17 protein-coding genes are annotated in these 15602 nt (G+C 41.3%); 7 read left to right on the top strand and 10 right to left on the bottom strand.

Annotation, left to right across the window (positions count from 1 at the left end; genetic code table 11):
• Positions 1–432: 432 nt before the first annotated feature.
• The 8 genes from ACM0OX_RS27125 to gvpN form a co-directional block, all read right to left on the bottom strand.
• On the bottom strand, positions 433–1131 hold the full coding sequence (locus ACM0OX_RS27125) for a gas vesicle protein GvpC (RefSeq protein WP_414518053.1): 699 nt from the start codon (positions 1129–1131) through the stop codon (positions 433–435).
• Positions 1132–1328: 197 nt separating this feature from the next.
• Positions 1329–1550 carry a gas vesicle structural protein GvpA gene (gene gvpA, locus ACM0OX_RS27130; RefSeq protein ID WP_012408764.1) on the bottom strand — a complete coding sequence of 74 codons (222 nt, stop codon included), beginning with the start codon at positions 1548–1550 and terminating at the stop codon, positions 1329–1331.
• Positions 1551–1785: 235 nt separating this feature from the next.
• Positions 1786–2475, bottom strand: a complete 690-nt coding sequence (locus ACM0OX_RS27135; RefSeq protein ID WP_414518054.1) for a GvpL/GvpF family gas vesicle protein — start codon at positions 2473–2475, stop codon at positions 1786–1788.
• 277 nt (positions 2476–2752) lie between these two features.
• Positions 2753–4576: an AAA family ATPase gene (locus tag ACM0OX_RS27140; protein ID WP_414518055.1), complete on the bottom strand. Its 1824-nt coding sequence runs from the start codon at positions 4574–4576 to the stop codon at positions 2753–2755.
• A gap of 253 nt (positions 4577–4829) precedes the next feature.
• On the bottom strand, positions 4830–5573 hold the full coding sequence (locus tag ACM0OX_RS27145) for a GvpL/GvpF family gas vesicle protein (RefSeq protein ID WP_414518056.1): 744 nt from the start codon (positions 5571–5573) through the stop codon (positions 4830–4832).
• A gap of 36 nt (positions 5574–5609) precedes the next feature.
• Positions 5610–6044 (bottom strand): gas vesicle protein K, encoded by a 435-nt coding sequence (locus tag ACM0OX_RS27150; protein WP_323204168.1) that lies wholly within the window; start codon positions 6042–6044, stop codon positions 5610–5612.
• Complete coding sequence (locus tag ACM0OX_RS27155; protein ID WP_114085077.1) at positions 6031–6381, bottom strand: gas vesicle protein; 351 nt, start codon at positions 6379–6381, stop codon at positions 6031–6033. The genes ACM0OX_RS27150 and ACM0OX_RS27155 overlap by 14 nt, the downstream gene beginning before the upstream one ends.
• Complete coding sequence (gene gvpN / locus ACM0OX_RS27160; RefSeq protein ID WP_414518057.1) at positions 6378–7550, bottom strand: gas vesicle protein GvpN; 1173 nt, start codon at positions 7548–7550, stop codon at positions 6378–6380. Before gvpN ends, ACM0OX_RS27155 begins: the two co-directional genes overlap by 4 nt.
• A gap of 214 nt (positions 7551–7764) precedes the next feature.
• On the opposite strand from gvpN, the gene ACM0OX_RS27165 reads away from it, so the two are divergent.
• From ACM0OX_RS27165 to ACM0OX_RS27190, 6 genes are all read left to right on the top strand, one after another.
• Positions 7765–8016, top strand: a complete 252-nt coding sequence (locus ACM0OX_RS27165; RefSeq protein WP_334837244.1) for a gas vesicle protein GvpG — start codon at positions 7765–7767, stop codon at positions 8014–8016.
• A 395-nt stretch (positions 8017–8411) separates the two neighbouring features.
• Positions 8412–8729 (top strand): hypothetical protein, encoded by a 318-nt coding sequence (locus ACM0OX_RS27170; RefSeq protein WP_414518059.1) that lies wholly within the window; start codon positions 8412–8414, stop codon positions 8727–8729.
• Positions 8726–9091, top strand: a complete 366-nt coding sequence (locus ACM0OX_RS27175) for a retroviral-like aspartic protease family protein (protein ID WP_414518060.1) — start codon at positions 8726–8728, stop codon at positions 9089–9091. Before ACM0OX_RS27170 ends, ACM0OX_RS27175 begins: the two co-directional genes overlap by 4 nt.
• Positions 9092–9295: 204 nt before the next feature.
• Positions 9296–9475 carry a hypothetical protein gene (locus ACM0OX_RS27180; protein ID WP_414518062.1) on the top strand — a complete coding sequence of 60 codons (180 nt, stop codon included), beginning with the start codon at positions 9296–9298 and terminating at the stop codon, positions 9473–9475.
• Positions 9476–9487: 12 nt separating this feature from the next.
• Positions 9488–9886, top strand: coding sequence for a hypothetical protein (locus tag ACM0OX_RS27185; RefSeq protein ID WP_414518064.1), 399 nt, complete (start codon positions 9488–9490; stop codon positions 9884–9886).
• Positions 9887–10139: 253 nt separating this feature from the next.
• Positions 10140–10532 carry a hypothetical protein gene (locus ACM0OX_RS27190; protein ID WP_414518065.1) on the top strand — a complete coding sequence of 131 codons (393 nt, stop codon included), beginning with the start codon at positions 10140–10142 and terminating at the stop codon, positions 10530–10532.
• 195 nt (positions 10533–10727) lie between these two features.
• Here the strand turns inward: ACM0OX_RS27190 and ACM0OX_RS27195 are convergent, their stop codons facing one another.
• On the bottom strand, positions 10728–11012 hold the full coding sequence (locus ACM0OX_RS27195; protein WP_414518067.1) for a hypothetical protein: 285 nt from the start codon (positions 11010–11012) through the stop codon (positions 10728–10730).
• Between the two features lie 46 nt (positions 11013–11058).
• On the bottom strand, positions 11059–12942 hold the full coding sequence (locus tag ACM0OX_RS27200) for an ArsA family ATPase (protein ID WP_414518068.1): 1884 nt from the start codon (positions 12940–12942) through the stop codon (positions 11059–11061).
• A 362-nt stretch (positions 12943–13304) separates the two neighbouring features.
• Here ACM0OX_RS27200 and ACM0OX_RS27205 point away from each other — a divergent pair.
• Positions 13305–15602 (top strand): eIF2A-related protein (locus ACM0OX_RS27205; RefSeq protein WP_414518070.1); only part of this gene is annotated, 2298 nt, incomplete at its 3' end.

Genomic DNA, 15602 nt, shown 5'->3' on the forward strand with positions numbered 1-15602 from the left:
AATGGATCGCACCTCCTTATATATACTGAGTTTTGCATTTACATTAAAATTGCTCAAACAATCCAGCTTACTAACTTTATCGTGCGATCGCCAATAGCACAGTTTAAAACCTCGATTGAGCTACCCAAGCTTGTTATATCCATTTTCAATCTGGATATTTTTAAAGTTCAAAGCCGGAAACTTGAACAAAGATTTAAGCTCTTTTTCTAATTATTAATAGGTTAACTAATTATTAATAGGTTAACTTGTTGCCATGTTACATCTATTGAGCAAATTGCTTGTATAGATGTAGTTGCAATACAGACCGAAAAAAGATGGAAATGTTGAATACTACAAAGCATCGATTTTGTACTCTGCTGCTTAAGGCGACAGACACAAGCGATCGCATTCTACTAGTGTGCAAATACAAAAAATGAGCTTGAATTAAGTTTGTCAAGAACTTGCTTGTTGCCGAATAAAGTATTGGCGATCGCGTTGTTCTAGTACCCCTTGCTTGATTAAGGAGCGCAGAATATCTATAGTTTGTACCCGGCTTAAGCCTATCACCTCTTCAATTTCTATCAGAGTAGCTCCTTCAGCTTGCTGAATGTATTGCTGCACTTTAGATTTAGCAGTATCCGCATTCAAGGCAGGCACTTTCCTAGTCATGGTATTGACGGAAGCACGAAAACCAGTGGCTTTAATTGCAGAACGGGAGATTGACCATTTTGGAACTGTTGCAACTAATTTCTCTTCTTTAGCAGGAATCGGGGAAACTGGTTGTTCGGGACTGTAATCGTCCCAAACACTGTTATGTAAGATTGCCCGGAAATTTTGCAAGTTTTGGAATAATGCCTGAGCCTTTACCGACCGCTGTTGGCGGTATTCTTGCTGGCGTTGCGAGACATCTGTTTTTATTTGCAATATTTCTAATTGCCGCTCTACAATCTCTTGCTGAAATTGCTGCTGTTGTAACTTTCTATTGTTGTGAAGGCTAGTAACACAACTGCTCAATTCTTGATGAAGCATATCTGCTTGCAGCTGCAATTCTTGTTGAGTTAGCTGTTTCCACTGGTTAACTTGTTGACGGCGTTCAGCAGTTATTTGCAATCGCTGCGATCGCTCTTGTTCCCATAAATTCTTGAGAGCCATCAGCTGAAATCTCCTATTTTGTTAACTAGAAATATTAAATAAGCTGTTACGCATTTAATTTGTACATTTACCTGATGACTGATGACAGATGACTGTTAACCGTCAATAGTCATCTGTCAACGACCATCAAGAGTGTTTATATACTTTAGATGCGCATCAGCTTAGAAGCCATAAAGACTCCCTTTTCTAATGTGGGGTTAAGCAGCAGATGGAACAGCAGCCTGAGATGTTAAACCAACTGCCTCGGCATATCTTAAGTAAGTTTCAACTGAAGCAATTACAATCCGAGCTTCTATTGATAGCAGTTCAATACCAACTAAAGAAACACGTACCCAAGCATCAATTACAATTCCTTTGTCTAAAATGCGGTCAATAACTTCAGCCAGACTTGAAGATGAGTTAACTTTTTCAACAGCCATTTTCTTTTCCTCTCACAACTCTAATTATTTATTTCATCTTGCTCTGATTGAGCAATAGGTAAAACTTACACAATGTGTTTTATTCTTCCTGAGTTTAGTGTTCCCAAAAATATAAGATAAATATAAGAAAATAAAAAAATATTAAAAAGTTAACAATATTTTTTTTAAAATTAAAGAAAAAATCACCCCGTCTTTCTTTTTTCTAGGAAAGTTATAATTATTATTTTTTATGAATTTATATGAGAGTATTTTCTAGAAAATGATAAGGCGGCAGAGGTTCGCTGAGTGCCAATTGCCAGTGCGAGCATTGTACCTGCCAAAGAGAAAACATCTGCGTACTGAGCGTTGAATTGTTACGCGGTGCCAAAAAGTGGATTTGCCGCACATCTGACTGTCGAGTTTCACAGATAACATTTGTATATGTTTTGAGAATTAACTGGCTCAAGAGTTCCCACTGTTCGCATTGTTGTGCTTGAAATGCTTGCTGTGTTTGGTAGCGTTGTTTTTTAGCTAATAAATAGGCTTTTCCCCTGGCATCAATATTGTCAGAATCGTCAAGCAAATCACACGGTGTCATTTTTAAGGTGTACTCAACTTTGTCTGCTAGGTGAGTTAGGGCTTCTAGATATTGCTCTTGGTGCTTTTCTAGATGATTCAGCAGTTTTTCTTGCGAGGTAAAACCCCTGCCAAAGCGTAGGGGAAGAAGGGGAGTTTGTTGAAAAAGTTCTCGAATTACGCGATCGTGGTTTAATACAGCTTGAAGTAAATGCTCATCCGTTGCCTGTATTGCCTCCAGTGAGATTTCCGGCTCTACGATCGCACCTAAACCAGAAGAGTAAACGAGTTCAATATTCCTTTCCATCCCGAAGGGTAGAACAAGTGGTGATGCGGTGGGGACTAGAAGAGCATAAGCGTATATTGACATAAGTAATTAAGTCGGGACAAAGAAAGTTAACTAATTAATAATTCCCTCTTGTTCTACCAAAGTTAGCAAGTCCTCCGGGACACTTCTTTTGACATCAAAGGTGTTTTCGGAGGATAAGTAGCTTCCGCTCTGAATTTCTGTGTTTTTTCAAGGAAGAGACTATTAGTCTGTCTCATTAAATTTGAGGGATAAGAGAACGAACCGCGAAGGACGCAAAGAGCGCGAAGGAAGAAAAGTTAAGAGTGAGTTCAGCCATCAAAATTAATGGGACAGATCACTATTGAGATTGATGCTGATTAGCAAGCATTTGGTATGTAACTTGGAAATCATCATTTGTAATCTGAATCAAGCTGGAGTCACTCAATCCTTGGGCGCGGTATCGACGAATTGCGCTTAAAGCAGCTTGATTGCTCAACAAAGCCAAGTCTGCTCCATTCCAACCCTCGGTAACTGTCGCCCAGGTTTCTAAATCGACATCAACCAGGGGACGATCTAGATTGTGAACTCGTAAAATCGCTAATCGGCTGGCTCGATCTGGTAGATCGATTTTTATTTGTAAGTCCAATCTTCCGGCTCTGAGCAAGGCAGGATCGAGCGCTTCTGGACGATTGGTTGCTCCTACTAACAGTACTTTCGGGCATTCATGCAACCCATCTAATTCGGTGAGCAGTTGACCGACAACGCGATCGCTAACTCCAGAATCACCAGTGAATCGTCCCCGTGCTGGTGCCAGGGTATCAATTTCATCTATAAACACAACGCAAGGAGCTGCTTGCCGAGCTTTGCGAAACAGTTCTCTGACTGCCTGTTCTGCGGCTCCTACCCATCGGCTGAGTAATTCCGGGCCATTCACAGCAATAAAGTTGGCTCTAGCTTGGGAAGCGATCGCTTTTGCAAGTAACGTTTTTCCGGTTCCCGGCGGCCCCCACAACAGAATCCCACGGGGAGGCTTGGCTTTGGTTTGCTCGTATAGTTCGGGATAGAGAAGTGCGCCCTCTACAGATTCTTGAAGTTTTTGTTTAACATCATCCAATCCACCAATGTCATCCCAACTGACACTTGGTACTTCAACTGCTACATCCCTGAGAACTGAGGGTTTTATCTCCTTAATTGCTTCGAGAAAATCCTGCTGTACGATAGTCATGTTCTCAGGAACAGGACTGTTGAGCGAGGGGACTTGACGACGAAGGGCAGTGTAGGCTGCTTTTTGGCAAAGAGCTTTGATATCGGCACCAACAAAACCGACAGCCAAATCAGCGATCGCACCTAAATTAACCGAAGTCTCCAAGGGCATGGCATTTGTCAAAATCGTCAGAATTTCCAATCGTCCATTGCGATCGGGAACCCGAAACTGAACTTCGCGATCGAAGCGTCCCGGACGACGCAGCGCCGGATCGAGATAATCGGGACGATTTGTTGCCGCTAATACAATTACGCCCTCGGTTTTGGCAAACCCATCCATTAACCCAAGCAACTGCGCCACTAGTCTTTTTTCAACTTCGCCTTCCACTTGGCTGCGATCTGGGGCAAGGCTGTCAATTTCGTCAATAAATATCAGGCAGGGAGCAGAACGAGTTGCTTTCTCAAAAATGCTTCGCAAACGAGCTTCTGCTTCCCCGTAATACTTGCTCATCACCTCTGGGCCATTGATGGCAATGTAGTTTAACTCTAACTCTTCTGCCAAAACACGGGCTGTTAAAGTTTTTCCCGTACCGGGCGGGCCAACGAGCAAAACCCCACGCGGAGGCTCTAACCCTAATTTCACCAATAAATCTGGACGTTTAAGTGGAATTTCAACTAACTCTCTGATTTCTTGGAGAACATCAGCCAAACCACCGACATCTTGCCAAGAAGTTTTTGAGTTCGTCCGAGCTGATGGGGGGGTGACATCAGCATCATCCATTGGTGTAGCTGCATCGGTAGAATTGGATCTAACTCTGCTAGAACTACTTGTTCTCGGAATATTACCTTTCCGGGGAATACTACTGAGATTATGAGAGCGAATTTGAATAGAAGTTTTTAACTCGCCTTTCTCTACTTTTTCTTCTAAAGCTTTGGCAATTTCTAATAGGTGTTCAAATCCTTTAAATATGTCGTCCATTGATTTTACTTAAATAAAAGGTAGAGAAAAATTTAATTTCTAAAAAATTCAACAGTTTCAATTTTTATTGCTATTCATACCAACTCTCTATAAAGATGCCCCTAAATATTTTTGAACATAGCGAATTATCTTGATAAAACCTCTGCGTACCTTTGCGCTAACCTCCGCGTACCTTTGCGTTGAAAAAAACTATGATTTGGCACAGCGTCAAAAAGAAACGTTATCAATAGCGCCTCATCCCAACTACAAATATTTACGCCGTTGTACTTAATCGAAGACGAGCAAAGTTATATGGGGCAGTGAAATTGTTGTAGCGAATTCGTAAACGGTTTTCAAATTGACGATCGAGTGCTTCAACGTGTTCGCTAAATTGTGATTCTGCTTCCCAAGGAATTAGGTAGGCGGAATTGTAGATCATTGTGTCCACTTGGGGAGTATTTTCTACCACCTCGATCGCAATAGAGTTGAGCGTGCTTTTAAATACATCGATGATGCCTTGCTTGCGATCGCTCATTCCCTGTTCGATGGTTTGCCCTATTTGGATTACCCGCTCCATACTCAGGGGTTGACCCACTAGCTTATCCCTTTCGGTTTTGAGATTTGGGTGTTCTGCCAATAGTCCCTGAATTTCTGCCTCGGTATCCCAAAAAACTTTGACACTAACTTCTCGGCAACCCGATAACTTCGCAAGCAATTGCGTCAATTCTTCTTGATGAGGACGAATTAATTGCTGTGAAACCGTTTCCCAGCTTGAAACCAAAAGTCCAAATTGCACGGGCAGTAAATAGCGATCGCCTCCTTGCATGATCTCCTCAAGGACTTTTTCATGACTTAGCAAGTTACGACGGCTGGCCAAATAACGCTCTTGCTGTGCTTCCGAGTAGATTACTGCGAAATCATCCAAAATTTTAATTTGTACAGGTTGCCGATCTAAGCCCTCTAAATTTAAATTTTGTGGAGCAGGCAAGGTCAAAATTCCATAAATGTAAAAACTCATATAAATGTCTTACCAAGAAGAATGTAGATAAAAAAGTTACAGGGGTTTAGAAGTGAGTACTAGTCTTAACTTGGCATGAACTAAGCTTAACTGAGCCAGTCCTAAGTCCAAATCACCTTCAACCACAACACCCGTATTTAATAGACGATCGAGAAGTTCTAAAATAGAGGGTTGACTAGAGGTTTCACCGGGGTAGTATCCTCCAGATTGGGGAAGTAAATTTCCCATTTCACCCAAGTTAATATTTAGATCGGCTGGGTCAACATCAAATATCTCGCAAAGTTTAACAACCTGTTGTTCAAGCTGTTGCAGGCTTTCGGCAGCCCGATCTAACTCATTGTCGTTGAGGGTGCCAGCATCCATTCGCCGAATCACCTGAGCTTCCATGAGTTGGCGTATCAGCTCAACAACCGTCAGTAATAACGGTGCTAAACCGGAATCGGAACCTTTTGATTTGCTAATCCCCTGCATTCTGATGATTAATAGGATTGAGTGTTTTAAGCGATTGCAGTTCTGTTTCTAGACTGGCAAGACGCTCTTGAAGTTGTTGATTAGTTGCTAATAAGGTGCGAGTTTGACTATTAAGATAGGGGTCGCTCTCCCACCAGTTAATTCCAATCTCTTTGGCTTTATCAACAGAAGAAATCAACAAACGAATCCGAATGTTGAGCAGTTCTGTGGAGCCTACGGAAATAGAAATATCTCCTGCGATAACAATGCCTTTATCCAGAACCCGTTCTAGAATATCTGCCAAGGTAGAACCTTGAGTTGATGTGGTGATAGCTCCCCGATTAGTATTAGTACTCATTTGTTTATTAAATGGCCAGAATCAAAAGGAACTGTCTGTGAGATGTTCGGCGACTCGGCATTGCCCTGCATTTGGACTAATACTCCCTGCTCTCTGAGAGACTTAAGTGCAGCCACAATTTGACTGCGATCGATCCCTAGTTCTACTGCCAATTCAGAGAAACGCCTTCCTGGAGAATTACACAGATAGTTGTAGACTTCATGCTCGTAAGGTACTCGTTGTTCCAATACAATCTGATTTTGGTTGTTTGGTATTATCTCTGACGACTGAGATTGAGTATTTATACTACGATACAATTCACTTAAAACCTCTTCCAGTAGCCGAGTTGCTTCCATCAGAGGTTGATTCGTGCGAGAAAGCAGGATATCCGCACAAATATCTTGGAAGTTAGGATCTCCAGGGTTTACAGAAATTTCGTGTTCGTGGCAGATTTTGGCAATCATCAGACAGGAACGCAATCCACCGCCCTGTCCAGAGCCAGATCGACTCCAAAACGTCCGTACTAAGCGGACAATTACTTCCGCTTTCTCAGAATCTATGCCTGTTTTATGAACTACAATTTCCTGCTGACTCAGTTCATCAGGTGTAGGCATATCGATGGTAATAACACGATCCATCAAAGCATCCTGAGTTGCATGAACTCCACAATACTCTTGAGGATTGGATGTTAAGATTGCCCGAAACTGAGGATGAACCCGGATATACTCGGCTCGATGTTGGTTTGTTGGTAATACTAACAACCTCTCCTCAAGTACGGAGAGTAAAACGTTATTTACCTCCGGGTGCGATCGATTGAATTCGTCGTAAACCAGCGTAAATCCTTCTTTACAAGCTAGGGTTAATCGTGCATCAACCCAATGTTGTCGGACTTCATCCTCAACTTTGATAACGCTGTGGATGAAGTTATCAACAACCTTTTTGCGGGTATAACCTAATTGATTACCAATCAAGTCTGAGGTTTTAAACTCATCATCTCCAAATAAGAGGATGATCGGCTGGTTGAGCAAATCAGCTAGATGCATTGCCAGAGTAGTTTTTCCGACTCCGGCTGCACCACGTAAATGTATTGAAAAACCTGACTGTAGATAGCGCAAAGCACGTTGAGCGATGCGTTGAACAGCAGGTGTATTGACAAATCGTTGGGGAGATGCATTTAATACTGTTGTCAAACTCTAAGTACCTCCTCAATAGTAATGTGTTATACTAAAGTATTTTTTGTTACATTGCAAATATAAAATACAGATGTCAATCAGCCTTAACTGGACTCAAATCCAACGGATTTTGGCATCAACACAAGACTAGTAATGTTTAATATTTATGTCATCAGCATGATTACGGTGTTGAGAGGATACCTTTAAGAAGTCCACACAGGTGTAAAGCAATATGGTTCTGCGCTTCTTACTATTACCGATTACTGGCCCATTAATGGGGGTAACGTGGCTTGGGGAAAAAATTTTAGAACATGCCAGTACTGAAATTGATGATAAAGAAAATCTCAGCAAGCAGCTTCTTGCACTCCAACTTGCTTTTGATATGGGGGAAATTCCTGAAGAAGAGTTTGAAATTCAGGAAGAAGCTCTTTTATTAGCGATTCTGGAAGCAGAACAGGAGGAACGCGATCAGACACAAGAGTAAGGTTGGAGGCAGGAGGCAGAGGAGAGGAGGTAGTGCGATGGACGGTTTCCCGGCATAAAACAACTGCCGAGAAGGTAATCCCCATAATTAACAATTCAAAATTCAAACATTTTAGACATTTTGCCTATGGCACGCTGTTTGCGTTCAGACGGGGATTTAAACCCCCGGCTGAAACTGGCGCTAGCTGTAGAGGTAGGGGTCTTAAACCCTTTGATTTACTATAAATTTCAGTAGACCGAAAACTTTTACCAACATCGAAAATTAGTAGCTTGTGATACCGTGCATTCTTTTTTCACGGACAGTACCCGCGAACGCGAGGCTTTTTTCATCGAATTTAATCGGCGATGTGTGGATGAGGGAAAATATAAGTATCGCGATTCACAATATAATCAGCCATGACTGAAACCAAACCCACTCATACCGCACGCAGGGGACGAATATTCCCTGAAATTCAATGGAATGAAGAACAAAAAGCACGACGTTCAGCCGAACGCGAGGCTCTTTACCAACGTTGTAAACCTATTTTTGATCGAGTCAAATCAGAATTAATTGAAACTCACTACAACTGGTTTGTTGCAGTTGAACCGGATAGTGGAGAATATTTTGTTGATAAAGATTTAGAAGTAGTTTCATTACGGTGTCGCAAACAGCATCCAGGCAAAATCCACTATGCTTTTCGGATTAATGAGTCTGGGGCTTGCGGCACGATATGACGATTTCCGGTTTTTTTGGTGATGAGGATGCACTACTTTTTGAAATTAATTTAATAACATCAGATGGATTGGAATTACCTGTTGAGGCGATGTTTGATACAGGTTTTTCGTATTGGTTAGCGATTAATGAGCAAGATATAGATGCACTTGGTTGGGAGCGTTTACGAGAGCAAACAATGCGAACTGCACGCGGAGATGTAAAATTTGAAATCTATGTTGGTCAAGTACTATTTGATGGCCAAGAGTTTGACATACCTGTACATGTTGGCAAAGATTTAACAGAAGTTTTGCTCGGTCGTCAATGGTTAACAAATCGTCGGTTAGTCGTTGATATACAGTTGGGTGAATTAACGTTGGGATAACTACGACCGATAATAAATTAGAAAAATGCCTCAAGTGCCAACAGTATCGATTGCTCATTTGACCGCCACATTCTTTTTGTATATAGCCATCAACATTCCTTTCTGTCACTATTCTTGTTCTTTTGAATGTTTATCCAAAAAACCAGACACCTAATTTACCATCATCACCTAATCTACTAGCCACTGGTACTATTCTTTCAATAAATGCTTGTAGCCATTGAGAAAGGGCTTGTACCTCCTCGCGGTAATGTTGGGTTGGTGGCTTCCCAAGAATCTGGCTACGATTTGAAATCTAAAGTCTTAGGTAAAGGTGGCGACCGCCGATTTCATGCAAAATTCATTGATGGTATATTGCACTTCCCTGGTTTGGTAACAGAACATTAAACCCACATAACTATGGCAAGGCTCGAATTAAAAAATCATCAAGTTTGGCAAGATTTAACTGAAATATTACAAAGTCTAGATGCTAATCTTCTTGTTCAAGAACATCTTGACCAGTGTGATTATAAAGTGTGTGGCTATTGGGATGAACAAGATGAATATTATGAGAAAATTACGTTACCTCGTACCCTAGAAGCCAAATTAGTTAGCAGTTCAATAGGCGTTACTCACAAAAAACGTTTTTTACAACTAAAGTTTTTGCTGATAGCTGATGCTGTTGATAATAAGAAAACTGCAAGTAGCAATGCTCAAAAACTTGGTGAATTAGTTCTTGTTTATGATGAAAATCTAGAATTTATTGATGATAATTGGCTTTTAGATGTCGATTCTTCATTCCTTATGAAGCGTGGCTAATTACGTTTTAGAAGGGGACTTTCGCCAAAAATATTCTTATTACGTGATGTACCGCCTTTAGTTTGTACTTAATTCTTGATTTTCTACCTTTTAGCTAAATGTCGCCATTCTCCACAATTCCGACATCAGCCCAGGCGATCGCTCTTGTGAGTTAATATACAACTCAGGACTTTACTGTAAATGCTTTTAACCCGATGTTACCTTCCATAAGTTTAAGGTTTTGTAAGATCAAAATATTAATAAATGAAAAGCCATGAATATTGTAAAAGGTTATTTTGATGATATTCATTTCCCCGAATGTAAAATAGAAAGCTTTGAAATTACGCAAGATTCTATTATAGTTAACTTTCAAACAGGGCTAGAAATTTATCCTCCACATCCTTTAGCAGCTACAAGTAAGTTTGAGGAACCATGTAGGGCTATATTTAAAAGAGTAAAATATTCAAAAAGAATTTTTTATGAATATAATCAAGGGCAAAGCAAATATGTAAATAAGCACTTATTTACTGATAAATTTCCTATCAATAACGACTCTAATGTAGAATACTCAGAATATTTAATAGAGGGCTGGCTGATTAAGCCACAAGGCTGGATAGATTGGGAAATAACTGCGGTAGAGTTTTACGTTGATGATTTAAAAAATTAAACTTTACTTAGAAAAGATATTTAATAAAATTTAATTTCCTTTCCTACTCATAACATCGGTACATCCTTGTTGAGCTTACGAAACAGAGACTACTAATTTCATATTGAAATCTGGTCAGAATTGAAATATGGGAGTATTTTAAGCTTCGACCGCGCAAGAAAGTTGCGAAGAATAGGCAAGCTGAAATCTTAGTACTTAGTATTCCAATGTTAAAGTTTTGAATTTTGGTGTATTGTCCTCTAAGCCAGTATTTGCTTGCTGATGGATCGTGTTCTCTTCAGCAATTGTTTGACTATTTAAAATAGCAAGACGCTGCTGAATCTGATGTCGGCGTGCTTCGAGTTTCTCTAGTTCCTCCTCTAAACGCTCCTTCTCTAGCATCATTTTGTAAGCATTTAAGTAAGCTGTTGCTTGAGAACGTTGAGGAGGCATGGTGCTAAGTTTGGCTTGAATTTGTCTACGGGTTGGAGTGCGATGCATAATAAATTCCTCTTTGGGTAATGGAAGTATTTAGTCTAATTAGCCGTTAAAATAAACAGCGGGCTGCTGCTTGGATGCGTTCTAAAGGCTGAACTGAGCGAGGAAGCATTGGTAAGCGAACCATTGTCAAACCTGGAAAATCGCAATTAATGGTTGCTGTAGAATTAAAGCGGTTGAGAACAAGGTAATTCTGACTTACACCTATTTCTTGCATAGATTTGAACAAGCGTTGTTGTTCGGCAAGTACGCTAGTCTGGTTAAGTGTAACCCCAATGAACTCTGCTTGTTGTGGGTCTTTTAGCACTTTTTGGGCTTTAACTACACGCTGTCGCAAAGTTCGTAAACGCCCCATAAACTCTGTACGACCAAGGACATTCTGATACTTGATCCAGAGTTTGAAAATCCAAGCTAGCCAGTCTGCTAATGCAGTTGGCATTTCTAGAAAACGCAGTAGATGACCTGTAGGAGCAGTGTCTAAAATAATCAAGTCTTCTTCTTGTTGCTCTAGCAATTCCATTACTGTTAACAGGGAAAGTATTTCATCAATCCCTGGTAAAGCTTGATCGACAATTTTGCGCCAGGCAGCAGGAGCATAGGCCATTTCAATAGCTTCGCTTGTTTGGGTTTCGCCACTCATCATTTGGGCCAGTTCCCATAGGTAATCGGCTCTGAATTGATCGAGAATGCGATCGCCATCTACTTCCTGACCTCGAAGATTGGCAGTTATTTGATATGGTTCGTGTCCTAAACTCAAACCAAAGGCATCACCCAAGGAATGGGCTGGATCGATAGAAACCATGCGAATTTTACGATCGGGATGTTGTTGAGCCATAGCCCAACCAATCCCAGCTGCTACTGTGGTCTTGCCTACTCCACCCTTACCGCCAATTAGTAATAGGCGACGACCTTCGGTGAGAAAATCTCCAAAGCTAGGAGAAATTTTTTCAGGCCATTGAATTGGGAGTAGATGAACAGGAGATGGCGGTTCAAGCTGAGGAACATGGATTTGGTCGATCAGATGGCTGAGGGCTACAATTCCCAAAGGCTCCTTATCTTGCTGCGGGACAATAAACATCGGCTTTCCGTTAGCAAGATCCACATACTGACCGATCAGCGGTTGTTGTTCTTGGTAACGATCTGGGTCAGTCGCACTGGCCAGGACTTGGTTAACAAACAACCCTCCGCAAGGAACCTGCAAAGTTTGTAAGGCTTCTAGGAACCGTTTTGACTCCAACCAACTCATTGGTTCGGCGATCGCAACTAACAAACAAGCTGTATGGATGGGATCTTGAAGCAGACGACGACCTTGCGATAGTTCAGCTTTCAGGGTATGCAAAAAGTCGTCAGCGCGATCGGGTGTGTAACTTCCAGCAAAGGTCTTGCTAATAATCCGATGCTTTTCTTGAAACAGTTCCAGAGAGTGGAGGAAAGTGTCTAAAAAATCCATCAATCCAAATAAGTTGAGAGTATGACCGCTAGGAGCCATATCAACTACTACTCGATCTACCCGCTGCTCCTTAAAAAGGCGTTGGATCTCTAACAAGCCCATCAACTCGTCCAGTCCAGGCCAATTTAAATCCCAAACTGGAGACAAGTCTTCGCCTTCAACAAAACTACCGCGCTCCACTAACAGTTCTAACACCTGACCATAACGTTCTTTAAACTCTTGTAGCAGACGCTTTGCATCCAACGCCCTTACTAGTAAATTGGGTAGTTCCGCTATGGGACGAGGAATGTCATCAACGCTAACTTGTAAGACATCTCCAAGAGAGTGAGCCGGATCGGTTGAGATTAAAAGAATTTGCTCATTGGCAAATTTCTGCGCCCAACGACATGCAAAGGTGCAGGAGATTGTCGTTTTTCCGACTCCACCTTTGCCGCTAAACATAGCAAGGTGTAGGTTATCAAAAAGTTCCATCCCGTTTGTCATTTGTGGCGTTTTAGGATAAACTTACTACATTTTTTTGAAAGTTACTTAAGTAATTTTGCTGAATAAAGGTATTTAAAACTAGCCTTGGCGACTAGAAGTCGCGACTATACAGACAAAACCCGCCTGCGCGGGTTAAGATTCTTACTTTTTCATTAGTCCACGGAGGTGGACTTCGCCTGTGTAGCTGCGACTTCTAGTCGCCCAAATTGGCAGAGATCAAGAATTGTATTTTTTTCCTTCTGCCTCCAGCATAGCTGCCTTTCTTCGGTAATTAATTTTGTTGAGTTACTTACAAAGATTAGCCGAGGAACTATAACTGAGGTAAAGATTTAGCCAGAGATGTCCAAAGGTAAGGAGATAAGATGGTTAACAGTTCTGAAGGCGATATAAATATTGGCTGTAATGTCCAAGGTATTTCTGAATACGACTTTTTTTCTGACAGTAATTTTGACGACATTCATTGTCGTCCACTCAAAACAGACTCTCCCTACTTAGGATTAAAAACTTTTGAAATTAAAGATAAAGATAAGTTTTTTGGTCGAAAGAAGTGGATTGCTAATCTGGGCGATCGCTTAAAAAAAGATAATGCACTCTTGCTTTTAGGAGCATCAGACAGTGGCAAATCATCATTGATTCGGGCAGGTTTAATTCCTTATTTAGGATCTAATAAAAAATCATTAATTAATATAAGTTTTCACCCAGATGAAAATCCTTTTAAATCCCTTTATCAGTGTCTTGCTTCTACTTATGGGAAAAAATCGCCAATAGCGGATATTGCTAAAGAAATAAGAGAAAATACCCTAATTAAAATTGTCACATTCCTCAAACAAGATTATCAGTGCATTCTGATTTTTATTGACCAATTTGAAGAACTGTTTACAAAAACTCAAAAACCGGAACGCGATAAATTTGTTGCTAGTCTCTTTCAACTGTTCCAGCAGCAGGATAACTCTGTCAAAATTGTTTTAACAATGCGGTCTGATTTTCTGGATAGATTTAGTGAGTATCCCCAACTTGCAAAGATCCACGATCGCTATAGTCGTATACTCACTAGAATGAGCGACGGAGAATTAAAGTTAGCGATCGCTGAACCTGCTGCTAGAAATGGCGTTATCTTTGAACAAGGATTAGTTGAGCAAATTATTCATGATTTTCACCAACAAAATGATTATTTACCACTTCTGGCATACAGCTTAGATGGTCTGTGGGAAAGAGAAGATATTACAAACCGGGTTCTGAAGATAAAGACTTATAAAGAACTAAAAGAGCAAACGTTTGGTTATTTAAGCGAACAAGCTAATCGATTTATTAATGCTAGTGTTGGATGGCGCGATCGCCAGGAACAAGAGATTCAAAAGTTAAACCTTGCACTGACTGAATTAAAACTGCGCGAGCAATCCGCCAGGGTTTTGAATTTACTTCCTGTTCAACCGCTAGAGGGTTTGGTGCTGGCAATTCAAACAATGGGTGAGAATCTAGAGAAATACCCAAACCACCTTCTAGCCCCTGTTTTGGGAAGCTTAAAGGAAGCAATGAACACACCCACAGAGGCAAATAGCTTGCGCGGACACGAGCAAGAGGTTAATTGTGTAGCCTTTAGTCCTGATGGCAAGTTTATTGCCAGTGGCAGTAGCGATTCTACGGTGTGCTTGTGGAATATCATTGGCAATCCTACTGCTCAATTTTTGTGTGGACACGAACAAGAGGTTAATTGTATAGCCTTTAGTCATGATGGCAAGTTGATTGTTAGTGGCAGTATTGACGGAATTTTGTGTTTATGGGATCTACAAGGTAATCTCATTACTCAACCGTGGCAGGGACATGAGGAAGGAGTTATTTCCGTCGCTTTTAGCCCAAATAGCGATTCTATTGTCAGTGTTGGTTTTGACGGGACGGTGTGTTTGTGGGATTTACAAGGTAACGCCATTACTCAACCTTGGCGCGGACACAAGGAAGGAGTTATTTCCGTCGCCTTTAGCCCAAATGGCGATTCTATTATCAGTGTTGGTTTTGACGGAACGGTGTGTTTGTGGGATTTACAAGGTAACACCATCACTCAACCCTGGCACAAACATGAGGCAAAAATTATTTGCGCCGCCTTTAGCCCCGATCGCAAGTTGATTGTCAGTGGTAGTAGTGATTCTACAGTGCGGTTGTGGGACATACAAGGTAATCCCATCGGTCAACCTTGGCACGGGCATGAAGGACATGTAAATTCTGTAGCGTTTAGCCCTGATGGCAAGTTTATTATTAGTGGTAGCTGCGATCGCACAATACGCTTGTGGAATATCAATGGCAACCCCATCACACAACCTTGGCGGGGACATGAAGGAGAGGTTAATTCCCTAGCCTTTAGCCCCGATGGCAAGCTGATTATCAGTGGTGGCGATCGCACTGTGCGTTTATGGGAGCTAGATCAAATATTACAAGATCGGGTCATCGGGCGATCGCAGCGCAAATATGAGAATTGGGTCAATTCTGTCGGCTTTAGCCCTGATGGTCAGTGGATTATTAGTGCCAGCAATGATTCGACAGTGCGCTTGTGGGATAGCAACGGCAACCCCATTGGTCAACCTTGGCGCGGACATGAAAAAGAAGTCAATTTTGTCGCCTTTAGCCCTGATGGTCAGTGGATTGTCAGTGCCAGCAATGATTCGACA

The organism is Nostoc sp. PCC 9305 (assembly GCF_963920915.1).
GTDB lineage: Bacteria > Cyanobacteriota > Cyanobacteriia > Cyanobacteriales > Nostocaceae > Nostoc.

Bases quoted from the DNA above. Each gene is read 5' to 3' on its own strand.
- ACM0OX_RS27195 (WP_414518067.1), bottom strand. From the start codon at position 11,012: ATGCATCGCACTCCAACCCGTAGACAAATTCAAGCCAAACTTAGCACC.
- ACM0OX_RS27135 (WP_414518054.1), bottom strand. From the start codon at position 2,475: ATGTCAATATACGCTTATGCTCTTCTAGTCCCCACCGCATCACCACTT.
- ACM0OX_RS27150 (WP_323204168.1), bottom strand. From the start codon at position 6,044: ATGCAGGGGATTAGCAAATCAAAAGGTTCCGATTCCGGTTTAGCACCG.
- ACM0OX_RS27125 (WP_414518053.1), bottom strand. From the start codon at position 1,131: ATGGCTCTCAAGAATTTATGGGAACAAGAGCGATCGCAGCGATTGCAA.
- ACM0OX_RS27170 (WP_414518059.1), top strand. From the start codon at position 8,412: ATGACTGAAACCAAACCCACTCATACCGCACGCAGGGGACGAATATTC.
- ACM0OX_RS27165 (WP_334837244.1), top strand. From the start codon at position 7,765: ATGGTTCTGCGCTTCTTACTATTACCGATTACTGGCCCATTAATGGGG.
- ACM0OX_RS27140 (WP_414518055.1), bottom strand. From the start codon at position 4,576: ATGGACGACATATTTAAAGGATTTGAACACCTATTAGAAATTGCCAAA.
- ACM0OX_RS27175 (WP_414518060.1), top strand. From the start codon at position 8,726: ATGACGATTTCCGGTTTTTTTGGTGATGAGGATGCACTACTTTTTGAA.
- gvpA (WP_012408764.1), bottom strand. From the start codon at position 1,550: ATGGCTGTTGAAAAAGTTAACTCATCTTCAAGTCTGGCTGAAGTTATT.
- ACM0OX_RS27200 (WP_414518068.1), bottom strand. From the start codon at position 12,942: ATGACAAACGGGATGGAACTTTTTGATAACCTACACCTTGCTATGTTT.
- ACM0OX_RS27180 (WP_414518062.1), top strand. From the start codon at position 9,296: ATGCTTGTAGCCATTGAGAAAGGGCTTGTACCTCCTCGCGGTAATGTT.
- ACM0OX_RS27185 (WP_414518064.1), top strand. From the start codon at position 9,488: ATGGCAAGGCTCGAATTAAAAAATCATCAAGTTTGGCAAGATTTAACT.
- ACM0OX_RS27145 (WP_414518056.1), bottom strand. From the start codon at position 5,573: ATGAGTTTTTACATTTATGGAATTTTGACCTTGCCTGCTCCACAAAAT.
- ACM0OX_RS27155 (WP_114085077.1), bottom strand. From the start codon at position 6,381: ATGAGTACTAATACTAATCGGGGAGCTATCACCACATCAACTCAAGGT.
- ACM0OX_RS27190 (WP_414518065.1), top strand. From the start codon at position 10,140: ATGAATATTGTAAAAGGTTATTTTGATGATATTCATTTCCCCGAATGT.